The sequence below is a fragment of the Methylobacterium sp. CM6246 genome (assembly GCF_054818005.1).
This window is the reverse complement of sequence record NZ_JBTXKY010000001.1, coordinates 1,772,181-1,790,326: the sequence shown is the minus strand read 5'-3', so window position 1 is coordinate 1,790,326 and position 18,146 is coordinate 1,772,181. Positions and strand designations below refer to the sequence as shown.

Sequence of the window (18,146 nt, the reverse complement as noted above, 5' to 3'; positions counted from 1 at the left end):
GCCCGGAGTCGCTCCGCGGAGCCGGTCGAGCGGGATCCCGTGTCGCAGTCCGCTGGCGCTGCATGCGCCCGGGACGGGGCGCCGCGTCCGACCCGGCACCGCCCCTCCCCCGGACAGGTGACGCGCAGCGGGACCGGATCCGGGCCCCAGCCGGGGAATCGCCGCGACGCGGCACGCCGAGGTCAGGCCAGGCGCAGGCGCGAGCGGCCTTCCTTGCGTTCCGGCAGGGTCGCGAGCGCGGTTTTGACGATGGTTGCGGCGTCGAGGCCGGCCTCGGCGTACATCTTCTCCGGGCTGTCGTGGTCCTGGTACAGGTCCGGCAGCGTCAGGGTGCGCACCCGGACGCGCCCCGCATCCAGGGCGCCCCGCTCGGACAGCAGGTGCAGCACCATCGCCCCGAACCCGCCGCGCGAGCCCTCCTCGATCGTGATCAGCACCTCGTGGCTCTGCGCCAGGTCCAGGATCAGCGCCTCGTCCAGCGGCTTGGCAAAGCGCGCATCCGCCACCGTCACCGCCACGCCCTGCTCCGCCAGCGTGTCGGCCGCCTTCAGCGCCTCGGACAGCCGCGTGCCCAGCGACAGGATCGCCACCCGCGCCTCCGGGTCCTGGCGCACCATCCGGCCCTTGCCGATCGCCAGCGCCTCGCCCCGCTCCGGCAGCTCCACGCCGACGCCCTCGCCGCGCGGGTAGCGCAGCGCGATCGGGCCGCTGTCATGGGCGTGCGCGGTCGCCACCATGTGCACCAGCTCGGCCTCGTCGGAGGCCGCCATCACGGTCATGTTCGGCAGGCAGCACAGGTACGCCAGGTCGAACGCGCCGGCATGGGTCGCCCCGTCCGCGCCGACCAGACCGGCCCGGTCCAGGCAGAACCGCACGGGCAGGTTCTGCAGCGCCACGTCGTGCACGACCTGGTCGTAGGCCCGCTGCAGGAACGTCGAGTAGATCGCCACGAACGGCCGGTAGCCCTCCGTCGCCAGCCCGCCCGCGAACGTCACCGCGTGCTGCTCGGCGATGCCGACGTCGAAGGTCTTGTCCGGGTGCGCCTTGCCGAACAGGTCGATGCCGGTGCCGCCCGGCATCGCCGCCGTGATCGCCACGACCCGGTCGTCGGCGTCGGCCGCCTTGATCAGGCTCTCGCCGAACACCCGGGTGTAGGCCGGGGCGTTGGGCTTGGCCTTGGCCTGGACGCCCGAGACCACGTCGAACTTGACCACGCCGTGGTAGCGGTCGGCGCTGGCCTCGGCCGGCGCGTAGCCCTTGCCCTTGCGGGTGACGACGTGGAGCAGGATCGGGCCGTGCTCGGCGTCGCGGACGTTCTTCAGCACCGGCAGCAGCTGGTCGAGGTTGTGCCCGTCGACCGGGCCGACATAGTGGAAGCCCATCTCCTCGAACATCGTGCCGCCGCCCACCACCAGGGAGCGGGCGTACTCCTCCGCGGCCGCCGCGCGCTGGTAGAGCGCCTTGGGCAGGAGCTTGCCGAGCTGCTTGGCGGTCTCGCGCAGGGACTGGTAGGTGCCGCCCGACGCCAGCCGCGCCAGGTAGCCCGACATCGCGCCCACCGGCGGGGCGATCGACATGTCGTTGTCGTTGAGGATGACGATCAGGCGCGAGTGCAGGGCGCCGGCGTTGTTCATGGCCTCGTAGGCCATGCCGGCCGACATCGAGCCGTCGCCGATCACCGCGATGGCGTTGCGGCGCTTCGCGGTCCGGCCCTTGGCCTTGGCGGCCTCGGCGTCGAGGTCGCGGGCGACCGCCATGCCGAGCGCGGCCGAGATCGAGGTCGAGGAATGGGCGGCCCCGAACGGGTCGTAGGCGCTCTCGGAGCGCTTGGTGAAGCCGGACAGGCCGCCGCCCTGGCGCAGCGTCCGGATGCGGTCGCGGCGTCCGGTCAGGATCTTGTGCGGGTAGCACTGGTGGCCGACGTCCCAGACGATGCGGTCGTCGGGGGTGTCGAACACGTGGTGCAGGGCGACCGTGAGCTCGACCACGCCCAGCCCGGAGCCGAGATGGCCGCCGGTGATCGACACCGCGTCGATCATCTCGGCCCGCACCGCGTCCGCCACCGCCTGCAACTCGGATTCGGGAAGCTGCCGGAGCGCCGCAGGCTCCGGGATACGGTCGAGCAACGCCGCGTGGTCAGAGGATATCGCCAAGGGAAGCATCCGCTCGTTCGAGTGTGGTAACGGCCCCGTCACGCGGGCTTCCGAAAAAGGGGTCTCGCCGTCACGACGCCAGCACCCGGTGGGCACGCGTTCATGCTAGAACCGACCCGACCGTCGCTGTCATGATAGTGCCACGTACGAACGATCGGCGGCGCGATCAATGTCCGACCGGCGTTTTTTCCAGTCACGTGCCCTTACCGCCACATGAGGTCCGCTCTTGAGCCCGGCTCGTCTGTGCATCATTCTGCTCATGCTGGCGATTACCCCCGCCGGCCAAGCTTTTGCCGGCCAAGCTTACGCCAGTCCTCGACCGCCGGACGGCAACCTCGATTTCCCGTGCAACTTCCTGGGCGCCTGCCCGCCGCGGGTCCAGCCCGGCGGTCCGGACCGCGACGCCCGGCCCTTCACGGGGAGCCTCGGCCGCCCCTGCGCGTGGCGCGACCGTCCGACCCCGGAGGGTCCCCGGCGGGTGCGGGTATGCTGGTAGCGCTGCCCCGGGGGGGGTGTGCCGCCGCGCTGGCCGTCCTCGCCCTGTCGGCGCCGGCGCGATCCCAGGAGACCTGCCCGGCCCTGTTCGCCGGCGGGCTCGCGCCGGTCCTGACGAACGCAAAGCTCGCCGCCCGCACGGTGCCACTCTGCTTCGAAGCATTCGCGGTCCTGCATTCGGGGGTGACGCGCACGCCGCTCTATTCCGCCGAGCACCTCACCCGGGCCAGCGTCGCCGACGCCCGCACGGTCGCCCGCGACGACGCGTTCCACGAGGAGGCGCGGTTGCCGGATGCCGAGCGCGCATCCCTGGAGGATTACGTCCGCAGCGGCTTCGACCGCGGACACCTCGCCCCGGCGGGCGACATGCCCACCGTGACCGCCCAGGCCGAATCGTTCAGCCTGGCCAACATCGTGCCACAGGACCGGACGCTCAACCGCGGGCTCTGGGCCGACATCGAGGAGGGCACCCGCCGGCTGGCGAGCCGGCGCGGCGCACTCTTCGTCGTCACCGGGGTGATCTTCTCCGGGGCCGCGGTCCAGCAGATCAAGGGCGGGGTTCTGGTGCCCACCCAGCTGTTCAAGGCGCTCTACGACCCGGCGAGCGGCGAGGCCGCGGCCTATCTCGCCCGCAACGACGCCGCCCGGGACTGGCGCGCCGTCTCGATCGACGACCTCACCCGCGAGGCCGGGATCGACGTGTTCCCGGCCCTGCCGCCCGCCGCCCGAGCCAGCGCGATGACCCTGCCGGACCCCCGTGCCGGGGCGCGCTCGGAGGGGCACCGCCCCCGGCCCGAGCAGGGCTGGCAGGACTGGCTCGGCCACGAGCTTCACCGCGCCGCGCGCAAGGTCCTGCGCGACCTGCTGCGATCGATCTTCTGAGAGGGACCATGCCAGAGGACAAGCCGAGCCGCCGGAAACCCAAGGCGGGTGCCTTCGAGCCCTTCGCCGACGACGCGTCGGTCCGCACCATCGGCGCCCTGAGCTTCGAGAACGGGACCGACCGAATCGCCCTTCACGGCGCCCTCGACCTCACCAGGGACAAGGCCGGCCTGGCGCAGGCGCGCCTGCTCCAGGCCACCCTCGACGCCATCGTGAAGGCCTTGGAGGCCGGCGACCTGCCGGACGTGGTGGCCGAGGCGCCGGACGCGGCGCCCAAATCCGTGGCCAATCCCTTCGCCTGAGCCGCGGTCGGCCCGCCCGGCGTCCTTGCCGGTACCGGGCGGGCCTGATACTCGGTCGGCGACATTCTTATATCGTGGGGAACGCGCGTACAGGACGGGTCCAAGGCCCCGGACCTGACCCGTGCCGCTGGCACGCACCGCGCAGCCCCGAACAACGCGCCGAGGACGATCCGCGATGGCTCGCGAATTCATCTACCACATGCGGGGACTCACGAAGTCCTACCTGGGCGGCAAGAAAGTCCTGGAGGACGTCAACCTGTCGTTCTACCCGGACGCCAAGATCGGCGTGCTCGGCATCAACGGCTCGGGCAAGTCGACCCTGCTCAAGATCATGGCCGGCATCGACACGGAGTGGACCGGCGAGGGCTTTGTCGCCCAGGGCGCCCGGGTCGGCTACCTGCCGCAGGAGCCGCAGCTCGACCCGAACAAGTCGGTCCGCCAGAACATCATGGAGGGCGTGGCCGAGAAGCAGGCGCTACTCGACCGCTACAACGAACTCGCCATGAACTATTCCGAGGAGACCGCCGACGAGATGACGGCGCTCCAGGACAAGATCGAGGCGGCCAACCTCTGGGAGCTGGATTCCAAGGTCGATCAGGCCATGGAGGCCCTGGGTTGCCCGAGCGACGAGCAGCCGGTCGCGACCCTGTCGGGCGGCGAGCGCCGTCGCGTGGCCCTGTGCAAGCTGCTGCTGTGGGAGCCGGAGCTGCTCCTGCTCGACGAGCCGACCAACCACCTCGACGCCGAGACCGTGAACTGGCTCGAAGGCCACCTGAAGACCTATCCGGGCGCGATCCTGATCGTGACCCACGATCGCTACTTCCTCGACAACGTCACCAGCTGGATCCTCGAGCTCGATCGCGGCCGGGGCTACCCGTACGAGGGCAACTACTCGGCCTGGCTGGTGCAGAAGCAGAAGCGCCTCCAGCAGGAGGGCCGCGAGGACATGGCCCGCCAGCGCTCGATCACGCGCGAGCAGGAGTGGATCGCCGCCTCGCCCAAAGCCCGGCAGTCGAAGTCGAAGGCCCGTATCACCCGCTACGAGGAGCTGGTCGCCAAGCAGAACAACAAGGTCGACGCCGCCGCGCAGATCGTCATCCCGATCGACGAGCGGCTGGGCAACAACGTCATCGAGTTCGAGCACCTGAACAAGGCGTTCGGCGACCGCCTGCTGATCGAAGACCTGTCGTTCAAGCTGCCGCCCGGCGGCATCGTCGGGGTGATCGGGCCGAACGGCGCCGGCAAGACCACCCTGTTCAAGATGATCACCGGCCAGGAGACGCCGGACGGCGGCAAGATCGCGGTCGGCGAGACGGTGAAGCTCGGCTACGTCGATCAGTCGCGCGACGCCCTCGATCCGAGCGCCACGGTCTGGCAGGAAGTTTCGGGCGGCAACGACATCATCTATTTCAACAAGCGCGAGATCAATTCCCGCGCCTATTGCGCGGCCTTCGCGTTCAAGGGCGGCGACCAGCAGAAGAAGGTCGGCACCCTGTCGGGCGGAGAGCGCAACCGCGTCCACCTCGCCCGGACCCTGAAGGGCGGCGCCAACGTGCTGTTGCTCGACGAGCCGACCAACGACCTCGACATGGAGACCCTGCGCGCCCTCGAGGACGCGCTGGAGGATTACGCAGGCTGCGCGGTGATCATCAGCCACGATCGCTGGTTCCTGAACCGCATCGCGACGCACATCTTGGCCTTCGAGGGCGACAGCCATGTGGAATGGTTCGAGGGCAACTTCTCCGACTACGAAGCGGACAAGATGCGCCGGCTCGGGGCTGATTCGCTGATGCCGAAGAAGATCAAGTACAAGAAGTTTTCGCGATAGGTTTCGGTCCCGGCCTTCGGGCCGGGACCATTTGGGCCGATCCCAGGCCCTCGTCCCGATAGGCAGGGCCGCGACCGGGTTCTTCGCTCGCGACCGGCGCTGCGGCGCGTCTTGGAAGATCGGTGCCGGTTCGCGGATGAGGGGAATGCTGTGTTTCTCCTCCCCCCGGGACTACGGGTTACACGGGCTGGACGATCCATCTTCCGAAGGTTGAGCCCCCCTACGCGACGACCGAGGCGGTCATTCCGGGGCGCCGCAGGCGAGCCCGGAACCCAGAACCGCTTTCGGCGCAAGAGCTTGACACGTCGGCGTGTCTGGTTCCCGGGCTCCGCTTCGCGGCCCCGGGATGACGGCGCTTGGCCGCATCGATCCAGTCGCCGCTTGACGTCCAAAACCGAGCTGTCCGCCCGTTGAAAAGATGATGAGTCCCACCTGCGCAACCCGTCGCCGAATGGGATGAGCGCGCGTCGCGCCTTTCGATGACCGATGCGTGAACCCTGTAGCCCGTGCGGGAGAAGTTTGATCTGGCGACCCTCTCGAAAAGCGTCGCGTCGTCTTCCGCGTGCGCCGGATCAGGCGGCTCGCCCTCTCACGCCGAGAGGCCCCCTCATCCCAGGCGCCCCCGCGCCGCATCCAGCATCGCCTGAAGGCTCTGTGCCAGGGGGATCGCGGGCTGCCAGCCCGTGGCCGCCGTGAAGGCCGAGGGATCGCAGCCCTGGCTGCGGGCGCACGTCGGCCGGGTCCGGTCGGGCGCGACTTGCACGGTGAACGCCGCCTCGGTCAGGTCGCGGAACAGGTCGAGGATCGCCGAGACCGGCGTGACGATCCCGGTGCCGACGTTGAAGGTGCCGCCGTCGGGCAGGTCGTCGGCCCGGTCCAGGGCGCGCAGGCAGGCCGAGGTCACGTCCGACACGTCGAGGAAGTCGCGCGCCGCGGAGAGGTCCCCGGCCTCCAGGATCGGGGGGGCGAGGCCGCGCTCGATCCGCGCGATCTGTCCCGCGAAGGAGGCGGCCACGAAGGTCTCGCTCTGGCCGGGGCCGATGTAGTTCGAGGGCCGCAGCACGAGGTGCCGCACGCCGGCATTGGCCAGCACGTCGCGCAGAATGTACTCGCAGGCGCTCTTGGTGCGACCCGAGATCGTATCGGGCCGGGGCGTCACGGATTCGTCCGGCCGGGGCCTGTCGCGGAACGCCTCCCCGTACACCACCGTCGAGCTCAGGAAGATCAGGGTCGCCCGGGTCCGCGCCACGGCCTCGGCGAGGTTGAGGCTGCCCAGCAGGTCCGCCCGCCAGGCATAGGCCGGCGTCTCGCTCGACCTGGCGACCGACGCCAGGGCGGCCAGGTGGAACACGAAGGTCGGCTCGAACGCCACCACCGCCGCCGCGAGCCTGTCGGCATCGAACGGGTCGACATCCAGGCCGGCGACGCCGTCGAGGGGCGGAAGCGGGCGGCGGTCGATGCCCAGGATGTGGCTGCCGGGGGGAAGCCCCTGCCGCAGCGCCTCGAGCAGGCGGCGGCCGAGGAAATCGCCGGCTCCGGTGACGAGGACGCGCATGAACCCTGCCCTTCCCCGGCACCCACCGGGATCGATCCGGCGCCTCTATAACAGCGATCGTCGGCGATGTGCGCGGGCGCGATGCGACGCCAATCCGGATCAGCCCGGCTTCAGCGTTGCCGATGTCGGGCAGCCCCGCGCCGCATCACCCCGAAAAACGGCGCGTAGCGCACGGTCCCGATCGGCCGGAGGCCGAACGCCGGGCGGTCCGGAACAAAGGCGCGTGATCGGCGCGATCCGTCGCGGCATTGGTGTTTGGGTCAGTTATATTGCATTGCGGTGCACGTCCCGCGCCGACCCTGGCGAAAGAGCGTCCCGGTGATGGCTGCGTGAAAAGCCTCGACGACCTTGAGCGAGCGCCCATCAACGGCATGGCACCCGCGTCGGACCCGGCGCTGGTGCCCGAGCCAGCTCCGAAGAAGCCCGTCCGGGACGCCCGGGTCGACGTGCTGCGCGGCTTCGCGCTCCTGACGATCTTCATCGACCACATCCCGCGCAACGCGCCGGCGCTCTATACCCTGCACAATTTCGGCTTCTCGGATGCGGCCGAGATCTTCGTACTGCTGGCGGGCTACGCGTCTATGGTGGCCTATGGCGGCCTGTTCGGCCGGGCCGGGACGTGGCCGACCCTGGCGCGCATCGCCCGGCGCTGCCTGCGGATCTACCTGTTCCAGGCCGGACTGCTGCTCGCCACGCTGATCATCGTCCGCATCTGGATGGATCTCACCGGGCTGACGCCGCGCTTCGGCGTCGCGCCGCTGCTGCAGATGGGGCTGCTGCCCGGCCTCCTGCGCGGCCTCGTCCTCAACGCGCTGCCGAACTACCTCGACATCCTGCCGCTCTACATCCTGCTGCTGGCCCTGTTCCCGGCCATCTATTTCGGGTTGCAACGCGGGGTCTGGGGGGTGCTGGCGCTCTCGGGTACGCTATGGCTGGCCGCCAACGTCGATTCCCACCTGAACCTGCCAAACGCCGCCGCGGTGGACGACGGCTGGTACTTCAACCCGTTCGCCTGGCAGTTCCTGTTCGTGATCGGAGCCGTCCTGGCGATGGCGGTCCGGGCCGGGAACGGCTTGCTCCCCTGGCGCAACTGGGCGGCCGCCCTCGCCTTCGCCTACCTGGCGTTCGGGCTGCTGCAGGGCGGCTCCTGGACGGACTGGGGCCTGCCGGATCTCCGGGTGCTGCCGATCGGCCCGCCGGACAAGGGCCATGTCGCGCCGCTGCGCCTGCTGCACATCCTCGCGCTGACCTACCTGATCTTCAGCGCCCCGGCCGTCCGGCGCCTCTCCGGTTGGCACCGGCTGCGGCTGATCGATGCCTGCGGCCGACATTCCCTGGAGATCTTTGCCGCCGGCTGCCTGGCGGCCCTGATCGGGCGGATCCTCTACCGCACCTTCGACACGGCGTGGCCACTCCAGATGGCGGTCAACCTCACCGGACTCGCGGTGATGCTCGGGCTCGCCAAGGTGCTGGACACCCGGGCAAGCCCGCGTCGCGTCACACGCTCAAGGCGCTGAGCGCGCGCAACCCGCTGGCTTGGTCATCGTAGCGGTGGGCGTCGCCGATCATCGCGCCGTTGGCATCGGTGATGTACCAGCCGCTCAGGGGCCGATCCGTCGAGCGATCGTGGAAGTCGATATAGGTGACTTTCAGCATGGCGCGCTCCCACCTCGTTCAACGTGTTCGATGTCGTGAAGACGGAACGGACCGGGCCCAGCCCTGTTCCGCCCCGGATCATGCACGGTAACAGGGGTCGGAACGATGTCGCGGATGCGCCGCAAGGGCGACCTCCCGGAGAAGGTGTGCGCCCAATGCGGCCGCCCCTTCGCCTGGCGCAAGAAGTGGGAGCGGGTCTGGGACGAGGTGCGCTACTGCTCCGACCGCTGCCGGAGCGACGCCAAGGCCGGACGCGCCCCGAGCGCGACCGGGCGCTGAGCGTCAGGCGTCCTCGGCGGCCCGCAGCGCGGCCGGGGTGTCGATATCGAGCGCGGTCCCCGCATCGCCCGGGATCTCCAGGATGTCGGAGCGGTCCCGGAGCAGCGGTCCGGCGCCACGGTCGCCGGTGAGCTGGCCGATGTCGGCGGTCAGACGGCGCAGATTGAGCAGCACCGGGTTTCCGCGAAGGCTGTTCAGAACAGGGACGACGGCCGCCACAGAACGCGAAGACTCTTCGAAGGCTGCGGCCAATCGGTCGATGTGATCCGCGAAGATCCGCGGCATATCGCCGAGCACGATGACGGCTGCTTCGCAGTTGCGCGGGAGCGCCGCCACGCCCGCACGCAGCGACGTCGCCAGCCCGGCGCGGAAATCCGGGTTCTCGACCAGCACCACATCGAGCCCGGAGAGCGCCCTCCGCACGGCGTCGGCATGGGCGCCGAGTACCACCACCACCGGGCGCGGACCGGCCGCCAGGGCGGCCTCGGCCGCGTGGCGGACCAGCGGGAGGCCGTCGAGCAGCGCCAACATCTTGGGCTCCGGGCCGAACCGGGTTCCAAGGCCCGCCGCCAGCAGGACGGTGCCGATCTCAGACATCGGCATCAGCCGCCTCGCCGCCGGCCCGAGGCTGCGGCCGCGAGACGATCTCCATCAGCAGGCCACCAACCCCCAGGGCGACGATGTCGGCCCGCGTCACGGGCAGGTCCGCCAGCAGCCGGTGCAAAATCCAGTCGAAGCCGTTCTCCTTGGGCGAGCGGGCACAGCCCGGCGCCCCGACTACCGGCACGCCGGCCCGGCTGCCGACCAGGAGCAGGTTCCCAGGATCGACCGGCATGCCCAGATGCTCCACCCCCCCCCCCGCGGCCGCGATACCGGCCGGGATCACGTCGCGCCGGTCGGCGATGGCCGAGGCTCCGAACACGACCACTAGATCCACGCCCGCGCCGTCGATCGCCTCGATCAGCGCCCCCGCCACGGCCCCGGCCGTGTGCGCCACGCGATTCTCGAAGACGATCGCGGCGCCGGCCGGTGCGAGGCGCTCGGCCAGGACGCGGAGCGTCCGATCGATGGTGGTCTCCTTGAGGCTCGGCAGGCGGGTCGAGACCACGCCCACACGCCGGCGGCGGTAGGGTGCCACCGCCAGCGCTCCGCCGGTCTCGGCCGCGCAGGCCCGCGCGAGGACCGCACCCGGTACGGCGTACGGAATGATCTTCACGGTGGCGACCATCTCGCCCTCGACCACCGGCTTGAACGGCGGCAAGGTCGCCACCGTCACCGCCTCGTCGACGGCGTTGACCGCGTCGATCCAGGCCGGCGCCAGGGTCAGGACCCCAGCGGTTTCGGCGAACAGGTTGCAACGGCCGGTGAAGGGGGCCTCCGCGCGCAGGTTCGGCCCGCGCAGATGCGCGGCGAGCCGGGCTGCGGCCGCGTCCTCGCCGACGTCATCAGGTTCGAGGGCGGCAGCGACGATCTCCGAGAGGCCCGCCCGGGCCAAGCTGGCAGCCGCCTCCTCGGGGATCACCGCGCCCTTGCGCAGGGTGACGCCGTCGCGCCGCACGGTATGGGCGCTGATCAAGCCGGCAGCCTCGGCGACCGGCACGGGACCGAACCTCACGCGGCCTCCGGACGCGGGACCTGGCGGAGCGTCGCGACGACCTCGGCCAGCACCGCCAGCGCAATCTCGGCTGGGCTCACCGCCCCAATGGCGAGCCCGATCGGCGCCCGAATCTGGCCGATCTGCTCGGATGAGAAACCGGCCTCCGCGAGCCTTGCGGCGCGGGCTGCATGAGTCTTCCGCGAGCCCAGCGCCCCGACATAGAAGCACCCGGCGGACAGGGCCGCCTTCAGAGCCGGATCGTCGATCTTGGGATCGTGGGTCAGCGCAGCGAGCGCGCAGTAGCGATCGAGGGGTGCCACGCGGCCCCCAAGGGCGGCATCGGGCCACTCGGCCACGAGGTCGACACCCGGAAAGCGCTCCGCGCTCGCGAAGGCGGTACGCGGGTCGATCACGGTGAGGGCGAGGTCGAGGCCGGCCGCCATGGGCGCCATCGCTTGCGAGATGTGGACGGCGCCGATCACCACGAGACGAACCGGAGGCACCTGCACGGTCAAGAAAACCTGCCGGCCGTCGATTTCGACCAAGCCGCTCTTGCCCGAGGCCATATGCCGGCGCAGACCCTCCGCCGACGGATCAGCGGCTATTTCGTCCTCGCGAACGAGGCGCTGCGTCCCGTCGGCCAGATCGGTGACCAGGATCGCGGCCCGGCGCGCGGCGCACTCGGCGTTGAGGCTGTCCAGAATCTCGGTGCGCATCAGTCGACCCGCTCGACGAACACCCGGATTCGGCCACCGCAGGACAGCCCGGCCCGCCATGCGGTCTCGTCAGCGACGCCGAATTCGAGGATGCGCGGCGTTCCGGCCTCGATCACCTCGATCGCCTCGGTAATTACGGATCCCTCGACGCAGCCGCCCGAGACGGAGCCAAGGAAACTGCCGTCTCCATCGACCACGAGGTGGCTCCCGACGGGTCGCGGCGCCGAGCCCCAGGTCTCGATCACGGTGGCGAGCGCCACGGCGCGCCCGTCCCGCCGCCAGGATGCGGCGGCGGCGAGGATGTCTGTATCGGTGCTGAGCATGGCCCTCGAGACCTTCGGCCGGCGGGTGCCCCCCGCCACCAACAGGTATGGCCCGGGCGGCGCCGTGCAAGGCGCCGCGCCGCCCAGGATCGTGACGGCTCCATCAGCGGCCACCAAGCGTGGAGATCAGACCGCCCTCGGGGCAGCCCGGGATGCCCGCACCGCCGTCAGCGCGCCGGCTACGATCAGCAGGCAGGCCAGCGCCAGGGCCGGGCCCGGGCTGGCGTAACTGGTCGCCACGAGGATCAGTGTCGACAGCACCGGCGCCGCGTAGGCCGTGACGCCGAGCAGGCGGACGTCGCCCCGCTTGCAGCCGATGTCCCAGAGATAGAAGGCGGCCCCCACCGGCCCGATCCCGAGAAGCAGCACCGCCCCCCATTGCGTCGCGTCCGCCGGCCAGACCGTGGTCTCGAAGGCGAGATGACAGGCCAGGCTCAGCGCCGCCGTGACGAGGCAGAAGCCCGCGACCGCGTCGGTCGGCACCTGGCCGACCCGGGCCGACAGCACCGAGTAGCCGGCCCACACGAAGGCCGCCGCCAGGGAGGCGGCGTAGCCAGGCAGCGCGCCCGCGGCGAAATCGAGGTTGCCCCGTCCGAGGAACAGGGCGGCGACGCCGGCCAGACCGAGCACCGCCCCGGCGAGATGTCCGGCGCGCAAGCCGCCCGAGCCCGGCAGCCGGGCGGAGAACAGGACAATCAGCAGCGGCCAGAGGTAGTTGATGAGCCCGGCCTCGGCCGGCGGCGCCAAGCGCAGGGCGCTGAAATAGAGGGCGTGATAGCCGAACAGCCCCCCGACTCCGAGCAGCCAGACCGGCCAGGGCTGGAGCAGAGCGCGGGCCCTGGCGGGACGACGGATCCAGGCGGCGCAGCCGCACAGGCCGCCGATCCAGAAGGTCATGGCGGCGAGCTGGAACGGCGGCACCCTCCCGGAGGCCGCGGTAAACAAGGCGAGCAGCGACCACAGCAGGATCGCCCCGAAGCCCGCGAGGGTGGCGGTGGAGCGCGATATGTCGCGGGTCGCGGATGACGCTGTTCGGCTCATGGATCGCAGCTACCATGCGAAATCGTGAGTCGGCGAGACGGGGTCACGGCTCTGTCACCGTCCGGTCTTACGGGCAGCAGGAACCGGGAGAACTGTCGATGCGCACGATCCTAGCCGTCCTCGGGCTGCTGCTGGCGGGTGGGTCGGCATTCGCCGGCGAGGGGGTGCAGCTCGGGCCGCGTCCATTCTACCTCGTCGACCAACTGAAGCCCGGGCCGCTCAAGGATCACCTGGCCGGTTGCGGCGTCGACCGGCCCTACACGCCGCGAACCTTCTCGATCTCGCACCGGGGGGCGCCCCTGATGTTTCCGGAGCATACCCGCGAGGGGCTGCTCGCGGCCTACCGGATGGGGGCCGGGATCATCGAGTGCGACGTCGCCTTCACCAAGGACCGCCAGCTGGTCTGTCGGCACAGCCAGTGCGACCTGCACACGACCACGGACATCCTGGCCCGGCCGAACCTTGCGGCGAAGTGCACGAAGGGTTTCGAACCGGCCGACCCGGCCACGGGCCGCAAGGCTTCGGCCAAGTGCTGCACCAGCGACCTGACCCTCGACGAGTTCAAGTCGCTCAACGGCAAGATGGACGCGGCCGACCCGGAGGCGACAACGCTGGCCGGCTACATGAATGCCACGCCGCGCTGGCGCACCGACCTCTACGCCACCACCGGCACGCTGATGTCCCACAAGGAGTACATCGCCCTGGTGAAGGGGATGGGGCGCAAGTTCACGCCGGAGCTGAAGGCGCCCCAGGTCGCGATGCCGTTCGAGGGCAACTACACCCAGGACCAATACGCCCAGCAGCTGATCGACGAGTACAAGCAAGCCGGAATACCGGCCTCCGATGTCTATCCGCAGAGCTTCCAGCTGCGGGACATCCTGTATTGGCTGGAAAAGGATCCGGATTTCGGCCGCCAGGCGATCTTCCTCGACGACCGGGACGAGACCACCAAGGGCTTCAACCCGGAGAAGCCGGAGACCTGGAAGCCCGGCATGGCCGAACTCTCCGCCAAGGGCGTGAAAATCCTGGCGCCGCCCCTGTGGATGCTGGTGCGTCCCGGGCCTGAGGGCGCCATCGAGCCCTCGAGCTATGCGAGGGAGGCCAAGAAGGCCGGTCTCGGTCTGATCGCCTGGTCGCTGGAGCGGTCGGGCCCGCTCAAGGAGGGCGGCGGCTACTACTACCAGTCGGTAAAACCGGTGGTGACCGGCGATGGCGACATCCTGCGGTTGCTGGACGTGCTGCACGGGCAGGTTGGCGTGCTCGGGGTGTTCTCGGACTGGCCGGCGACCACGACGTTCTACGCCAATTGCGTCGGCGCGCCTTGACCCGTCCGGAGCGCGGGTCCGTCGGGAACGGGGCTAAGCCCTTGGTTCGACGCGCTTGCTGACGCCGGACCGGTATCCGCTTCGGCGGCGAGCACCGCCGCTCAAGCGGCCCAGAGGGCGACCAGGGAGAACAGGCCGGCCATCAGAACGTTGACCAGGAGGAGGCTGGCGAGGATCAGGGCGAGCGTCATGGCGGTCTCGGGAGCGTCGATTCAGCGAAGCTAAGGGGGGCGTGACCGGCCAGACTTCGGAGAAGTGAGCCGGCCGTTCCGGCTTCCCTTCGCGTAGCCCGCGAAGGGAAGCCGGTCAGGGGTGTGCCAGCAGCAAAACCATGTCGAACAGCTCGCCGAACTTCACCGGCTGCCAACCGAGGCGGCGGGCGACCAGCGCGTAGCTCACGCTGAGCACGGACGCGCAGCCGAAAAGAGCCAGGATGAACAGCACGATGTCGCCGGTGATGAATCCGGTCGCGGTGCCGACCAGGGCGGTGGCGATGAAGATGATCCGGCCCGCCTTCTGCGGGCCGCGGGTGGTGACGTCGGGCAGGGTGGTGACATCGGGCAAGGTGGTGCCATCGGACATGGGAGTCTCTCCGGATCGGGATCAGCGGGCGCGGCAGTTCGGGCCGAACCAGGTCATGGTCCGGCGGTCCATGCCGCCGTCCGAGGCGGCGCCGCAGACGGGAAAGCGGGGGTCGCCGCTGCGCTGCAGGCTGATCTGCTTGTAGAGATCCTGCTGCGCCTCCCGGCGGCGGGTCTGCGCGGCGAACTGGGACTGCCAGTACAGGTCCCGGTTCGCCTGGGTCAGCGCGCGCTGCTGGTGTAGGTCCATCGTGCACTGGGCAAACGCATCGGTGCCGGGCTCGAAGCCGAATTCGTAGCACTGGCCCTGATCCATCGCGTGCCGTTCCTGCGGGGTGACGCAGGCGGCGAGGCCGAGGGCACAGGCCGCGGCGAGACCGAGCTTGGCCAGCATCGCGACGCCGCGTGCATCGACCGTCCGGTCGGCGGCAAGAGTTTCACCGGCATCGCGCTTGGTGAATGGGGTGTTCATCGTATCGGGGCCTTCGTTCTTGCTGGCGCGAACAACCACGCCGGGCCGAAACGAGACCTATCCGGGACAGCTCGAATTGTTCGTGTTCCGGAGCACCTGTGCGATTCCGCGCGTCCGACCCCGCAATGCACAGATCCACGCGCGGTCTGATGGGATCTACGGTGTGAAAAAAAATCCGTGAGGATCGCGTGGATTTCGTTCCGCCCACCGGCGCGCGTTTGACAAAGATCCTGCGAGGCTCAGGTCAAACCGGTGTTTGTGCAGATCATACGTGCTGTGATCGCTCTGAAGTCCGAGCGTCTTACGAGCAGCTACCCGGTCATTCCGGGACCGCGAAGCGGAGCCCGGAATCCAGAAACTCAGGTCCATGATGACCTTGCACCGGCGGCGGCTCTGAGTTCCTGGCTCGCCTGCGGCGCCCCGGAATGACAAGGCGGCTTATCCTGCCGGCCGTGTGTCGCCGATCGAAGATGAGATCTGACCGGAAGCACGAACACAAAGAAACGCCGCGCGGCCCGGCAGGGCGGCGCGGCGTCGGAGATCGATGTGGCGGCCCGGCAGAGCCGGACACGCCCGTCGCACCGAAAAAAAATCAGACGAAGTGCTGGCCGCCGTTCACGGTGAGCGTCGAGCCGTTGATGAAGCCGGCCTCGTCGCTCGCCAGGTATTCCACCGCATGGGCGATCTCTTCCGACTTGCCGAGGCGGCCGGTCGGGATCGTCGCGATGATCTTGTTGCGGATCTCCTCCGGCACCGCCATCACCATGTCGGTGGCGATGTAGCCCGGCGCGATCACGTTGACGGTGATGCCCTTGGAGGCGCTTTCCTGGGCGAGCGCCTTGGCGAAGCCGATCACGCCGGCCTTGGCGGCCGAGTAGTTGGTCTGGCCGGCCTGGCCCTTCTGGCCGTTGATCGACGAGATGATGATGATCCGGCCGAAGCCGCGGCTGCGCATGCCCTCGATCACCGGCCGGGTGCAGGTGAACACCGAGTCCAGGTTGGTCTTGATGACCGCCTGCCACTTGGCGAAATCCATCTTGTGGAAAGCGCCGTCGCGGGTGATGCCGGCATTGTTGACCAGAACCTCGACCGGGCCGAGCTCGGCCTCGACCGCCGCGATGCCGGCCTGGCAGCTCTCGTAGTCGCCGACGTCGAACTTGAAGACCGGGATGCCGGTCTCGGCCTTGAAGGCCTGGGCCGCCTCATCGTTGCCGGCGTAATTGGCAGCGACCTTGTAGCCCTTGGCCTGCAGGCCCTTCGAGATCGCGGCACCGATACCGCGGGTACCGCCCGTCACGAGCGCGACGCGTCCTTGAGACATTGTTGTTTCCTCCTGTTCGCATCACGTGATGCCGCGTGCGGATGGCGTCCGCACGCGATTTTTTCTGAGTTAGGACTCAAGTCTATATTGGTGGACAGCCGGTCGTAACGAGCCGGTCACGGCCGCTCGAGGCACATGGCGACGCCCATACCGCCGCCGATGCACAGGGTGGCGAGGCCCTTCTTGGCGTCGCGCCGCTTCATCTCGTGCAGCAGGGTGACGAGGACGCGGGCACCGGAGGCGCCGATCGGGTGACCGATGGCGATGGCGCCGCCGTTGACGTTCACCTTCGAATCGTCCCAGCCCATGTCCTTGTTCACCGCGAGCGCCTGAGCCGCGAAGGCCTCGTTGGCCTCGATCAGGTCGAGGTCGGAGGGCTTCCAGCCGGCCTTCTCCAGGGCCTTGCGGGAGGCCGGGATCGGGCCGGTGCCCATCACCTTGGGATCGACGCCCGCGGTCGCCCAGGACTTGATCTTGGCGAGCGGCGTCAGCCCGCGCCGCTCCGCCTCGGAGGCCGACATCAGCACCAGCGCGGCGGCGCCGTCGTTCAGGCCGGACGCGTTGGCGGCCGTCACCGTGCCCTCCTTGGCGAAGGCGGGCTTGAGCTTGGCCATCGCTTCCACGGTGGCGCCGTCACGGATGTACTCGTCGGTGTCGACGATCGTGTCGCCCTTCTTGCCGGGGATCGTCACCGGGACGATCTCGTCCTTGAACCGGCCCTCCTTGCGGGCGGCCTCGGCCTTGTTCTGCGAGCGGGTCGCGAACTGGTCCTGCTGCTCGCGGGTGAGCTGGAACGCCTGGGCGACGTTCTCGGCGGTCTGGCCCATGTGGTAGCCGTTGAAGGCGTCCCAGAGCCCGTCCTTGATCATCGTGTCGATGAGCTTGAGGTCGCCCATCTTCTGGCCGCCGCGCAGGTACTGGGCGTGGGGCGAGAGCGACATCGATTCCTGGCCACCGGCCACGATCACGGTGGCGTCGCCGTTGGCGATCTGCTGCATGCCGATGGCGACGGTGCGCAGGCCCGAGCCGCAGACCTGGTTGAGGCCCCAGGCGGTGGCCTTCTCGGGGATGCCGGCCTTGATCGCGGCCTGCCGTGCGGGGTTCTGGCCGGCGCCGGCCGTGAGCACCTGGCCGAAGATCACCTCGTCCACGTCGTCGGGGGAAACCTTGGCGCGCTCCAGGGCGGCCTTGATCGCGGTTGCGCCGAGCTCGTGGGCCGGGACGGCCCCGAAGGCGCCGCCGAACGAGCCGACCGCGGTGCGCGCGGCCCCGACGATGACGATCTCTTCGCTGCCTGCCATGTGAACGTTCTCCTCTTACAAGCCGGCGCGCCTTCCTCAGTTCGGGCGCGCTCTAAAAGCCGGTCCCGCGATGAAGGGCTTGAGGTCGGCGAAGTCAAGGATCGAGCTTCGAGGGTCAAAACGCCCCGATGACGCGCCTGCGAGACTGAAATGGCCTGTGCGAAGGCCCGCACCCGGCATTATTCTGCGTTGAAGAGGTGCAGTTTGCTGTTTTCTGCGCCTGTGGAAGGCTTTAAGGTCCGTGCTGCGGGCGCGAAGACGATCCCCGCCGGGACGCGTCGCGCGTGCCTGCGACGCCCTGAGTCCTGAGTTCAGAAAG

18 protein-coding genes are annotated in these 18,146 nt (G+C 69.6%); 6 read left to right on the top strand and 12 right to left on the bottom strand.

The annotated features are described in order from the left end of the window. Positions 1 to 182 precede the first annotated feature (182 nt). Positions 183 to 2,147, bottom strand: a complete 1,965-nt coding sequence (gene dxs / locus ACYQPG_RS08870; RefSeq protein WP_419830000.1) for a 1-deoxy-D-xylulose-5-phosphate synthase — start codon at positions 2,145 to 2,147, stop codon at positions 183 to 185. Between the two features lie 492 nt (positions 2,148 to 2,639). Between dxs and ACYQPG_RS08865 the strand changes: the two genes are divergently transcribed. From ACYQPG_RS08865 to ettA, 3 genes are all read left to right on the top strand, one after another. Continuing rightward, a complete protein-coding gene (locus ACYQPG_RS08865; protein WP_147938889.1) occupies positions 2,640 to 3,530 on the top strand; it encodes a DNA/RNA non-specific endonuclease in 891 nt (296 codons plus the stop codon). Positions 3,531 to 3,538: 8 nt separating this feature from the next. Continuing rightward, positions 3,539 to 3,832, top strand: a complete 294-nt coding sequence (locus ACYQPG_RS08860) for a hypothetical protein (RefSeq protein WP_147910036.1) — start codon at positions 3,539 to 3,541, stop codon at positions 3,830 to 3,832. Between the two features lie 175 nt (positions 3,833 to 4,007). Next, positions 4,008 to 5,660: an energy-dependent translational throttle protein EttA gene (ettA, locus tag ACYQPG_RS08855; RefSeq protein WP_147938890.1), complete on the top strand. Its 1,653-nt coding sequence runs from the start codon at positions 4,008 to 4,010 to the stop codon at positions 5,658 to 5,660. Positions 5,661 to 6,267: 607 nt separating this feature from the next. Here the strand turns inward: ettA and ACYQPG_RS08850 are convergent. Beyond that, complete coding sequence (locus ACYQPG_RS08850; RefSeq protein WP_419829210.1) at positions 6,268 to 7,215, bottom strand: NAD-dependent epimerase/dehydratase family protein; 948 nt, start codon at positions 7,213 to 7,215, stop codon at positions 6,268 to 6,270. Between the two features lie 329 nt (positions 7,216 to 7,544). On the opposite strand from ACYQPG_RS08850, the gene ACYQPG_RS08845 reads away from it, so the two are divergent. Next, positions 7,545 to 8,732, top strand: a complete 1,188-nt coding sequence (locus ACYQPG_RS08845; RefSeq protein ID WP_461230748.1) for an OpgC family protein — start codon at positions 7,545 to 7,547, stop codon at positions 8,730 to 8,732. Here the strand turns inward: ACYQPG_RS08845 and ACYQPG_RS08840 are convergent. Continuing rightward, on the bottom strand, positions 8,713 to 8,871 hold the full coding sequence (locus ACYQPG_RS08840; RefSeq protein WP_187278133.1) for a hypothetical protein: 159 nt from the start codon (positions 8,869 to 8,871) through the stop codon (positions 8,713 to 8,715). The genes ACYQPG_RS08845 and ACYQPG_RS08840 overlap by 20 nt on opposite strands. A 105-nt stretch (positions 8,872 to 8,976) precedes the next feature. On the opposite strand from ACYQPG_RS08840, the gene ACYQPG_RS08835 reads away from it, so the two are divergent. Further along, positions 8,977 to 9,150, top strand: a complete 174-nt coding sequence (locus ACYQPG_RS08835) for a DUF2256 domain-containing protein (RefSeq protein WP_419829208.1) — start codon at positions 8,977 to 8,979, stop codon at positions 9,148 to 9,150. Between the two features lie 3 nt (positions 9,151 to 9,153). Here ACYQPG_RS08835 and ACYQPG_RS08830 read toward each other — a convergent pair whose 3' ends face one another. The 5 genes from ACYQPG_RS08830 to yddG all read right to left on the bottom strand — a co-directional run bounded on the left by ACYQPG_RS08830 (position 9,154) and on the right by yddG (position 12,827). Continuing rightward, positions 9,154 to 9,747, bottom strand: a complete 594-nt coding sequence (locus ACYQPG_RS08830) for a nucleotidyltransferase family protein (RefSeq protein ID WP_419829999.1) — start codon at positions 9,745 to 9,747, stop codon at positions 9,154 to 9,156. Continuing rightward, positions 9,740 to 10,765 carry a molybdopterin-binding protein gene (locus ACYQPG_RS08825; protein WP_419829207.1) on the bottom strand — a complete coding sequence of 342 codons (1,026 nt, stop codon included), beginning with the start codon at positions 10,763 to 10,765 and terminating at the stop codon, positions 9,740 to 9,742. The genes ACYQPG_RS08830 and ACYQPG_RS08825 overlap by 8 nt, the downstream gene beginning before the upstream one ends. Next, the gene (locus ACYQPG_RS08820) at positions 10,762 to 11,463 is read right to left on the bottom strand and encodes an XdhC family protein (RefSeq protein WP_147938895.1); all 702 of its coding nucleotides are present in this window, start codon (positions 11,461 to 11,463) and stop codon (positions 10,762 to 10,764) included. The genes ACYQPG_RS08825 and ACYQPG_RS08820 overlap by 4 nt, the downstream gene beginning before the upstream one ends. Then, entirely contained in the window at positions 11,463 to 11,786 is a 324-nt protein-coding gene (locus ACYQPG_RS08815; RefSeq protein ID WP_147938896.1) for an XdhC family protein, read from the bottom strand. The genes ACYQPG_RS08820 and ACYQPG_RS08815 overlap by 1 nt, the downstream gene beginning before the upstream one ends. Positions 11,787 to 11,912: 126 nt before the next feature. Beyond that, positions 11,913 to 12,827, bottom strand: coding sequence for an aromatic amino acid exporter YddG (yddG, locus tag ACYQPG_RS08810; RefSeq protein WP_187278393.1), 915 nt, complete (start codon positions 12,825 to 12,827; stop codon positions 11,913 to 11,915). 98 nt (positions 12,828 to 12,925) lie between these two features. Between yddG and ACYQPG_RS08805 the strand changes: the two genes are divergently transcribed. After that, positions 12,926 to 14,152 carry a glycerophosphodiester phosphodiesterase family protein gene (locus ACYQPG_RS08805; RefSeq protein ID WP_419829206.1) on the top strand — a complete coding sequence of 409 codons (1,227 nt, stop codon included), beginning with the start codon at positions 12,926 to 12,928 and terminating at the stop codon, positions 14,150 to 14,152. A 306-nt stretch (positions 14,153 to 14,458) separates the two neighbouring features. On the opposite strand, the gene ACYQPG_RS08800 is transcribed toward ACYQPG_RS08805, so the two are convergent. The 4 genes from ACYQPG_RS08800 to ACYQPG_RS08785 all read right to left on the bottom strand — a co-directional run bounded on the left by ACYQPG_RS08800 (position 14,459) and on the right by ACYQPG_RS08785 (position 17,827). Then, positions 14,459 to 14,734 (bottom strand): hypothetical protein, encoded by a 276-nt coding sequence (locus ACYQPG_RS08800; RefSeq protein ID WP_461230747.1) that lies wholly within the window; start codon positions 14,732 to 14,734, stop codon positions 14,459 to 14,461. Positions 14,735 to 14,755: 21 nt separating this feature from the next. Continuing rightward, complete coding sequence (locus tag ACYQPG_RS08795) at positions 14,756 to 15,205, bottom strand: hypothetical protein (protein ID WP_147898180.1); 450 nt, start codon at positions 15,203 to 15,205, stop codon at positions 14,756 to 14,758. Positions 15,206 to 15,797: 592 nt separating this feature from the next. Further along, positions 15,798 to 16,526, bottom strand: a complete 729-nt coding sequence (gene phbB / locus ACYQPG_RS08790) for an acetoacetyl-CoA reductase (RefSeq protein WP_147910027.1) — start codon at positions 16,524 to 16,526, stop codon at positions 15,798 to 15,800. Between the two features lie 116 nt (positions 16,527 to 16,642). After that, positions 16,643 to 17,827, bottom strand: coding sequence for an acetyl-CoA C-acetyltransferase (locus ACYQPG_RS08785; RefSeq protein ID WP_147854948.1), 1,185 nt, complete (start codon positions 17,825 to 17,827; stop codon positions 16,643 to 16,645). Between the last annotated feature and the right edge of the window lie 319 nt (positions 17,828 to 18,146).

Bases quoted from the DNA above. Each gene is read 5' to 3' on its own strand.
- ACYQPG_RS08860 (WP_147910036.1), top strand. From the start codon at position 3,539: ATGCCAGAGGACAAGCCGAGCCGCCGGAAACCCAAGGCGGGTGCCTTC.
- phbB (WP_147910027.1), bottom strand. From the start codon at position 16,526: ATGTCTCAAGGACGCGTCGCGCTCGTGACGGGCGGTACCCGCGGTATC.
- ACYQPG_RS08835 (WP_419829208.1), top strand. From the start codon at position 8,977: ATGTCGCGGATGCGCCGCAAGGGCGACCTCCCGGAGAAGGTGTGCGCC.
- ACYQPG_RS08805 (WP_419829206.1), top strand. From the start codon at position 12,926: ATGCGCACGATCCTAGCCGTCCTCGGGCTGCTGCTGGCGGGTGGGTCG.
- ettA (WP_147938890.1), top strand. From the start codon at position 4,008: ATGGCTCGCGAATTCATCTACCACATGCGGGGACTCACGAAGTCCTAC.
- ACYQPG_RS08800 (WP_461230747.1), bottom strand. From the start codon at position 14,734: ATGTCCGATGGCACCACCTTGCCCGATGTCACCACCCTGCCCGACGTC.
- ACYQPG_RS08840 (WP_187278133.1), bottom strand. From the start codon at position 8,871: ATGCTGAAAGTCACCTATATCGACTTCCACGATCGCTCGACGGATCGG.
- ACYQPG_RS08785 (WP_147854948.1), bottom strand. From the start codon at position 17,827: ATGGCAGGCAGCGAAGAGATCGTCATCGTCGGGGCCGCGCGCACCGCG.
- ACYQPG_RS08830 (WP_419829999.1), bottom strand. From the start codon at position 9,747: ATGTCTGAGATCGGCACCGTCCTGCTGGCGGCGGGCCTTGGAACCCGG.
- ACYQPG_RS08815 (WP_147938896.1), bottom strand. From the start codon at position 11,786: ATGCTCAGCACCGATACAGACATCCTCGCCGCCGCCGCATCCTGGCGG.
- ACYQPG_RS08865 (WP_147938889.1), top strand. From the start codon at position 2,640: ATGCTGGTAGCGCTGCCCCGGGGGGGGTGTGCCGCCGCGCTGGCCGTC.
- yddG (WP_187278393.1), bottom strand. From the start codon at position 12,827: ATGAGCCGAACAGCGTCATCCGCGACCCGCGACATATCGCGCTCCACC.
- ACYQPG_RS08850 (WP_419829210.1), bottom strand. From the start codon at position 7,215: ATGCGCGTCCTCGTCACCGGAGCCGGCGATTTCCTCGGCCGCCGCCTG.
- ACYQPG_RS08820 (WP_147938895.1), bottom strand. From the start codon at position 11,463: ATGCGCACCGAGATTCTGGACAGCCTCAACGCCGAGTGCGCCGCGCGC.
- ACYQPG_RS08795 (WP_147898180.1), bottom strand. From the start codon at position 15,205: ATGAACACCCCATTCACCAAGCGCGATGCCGGTGAAACTCTTGCCGCC.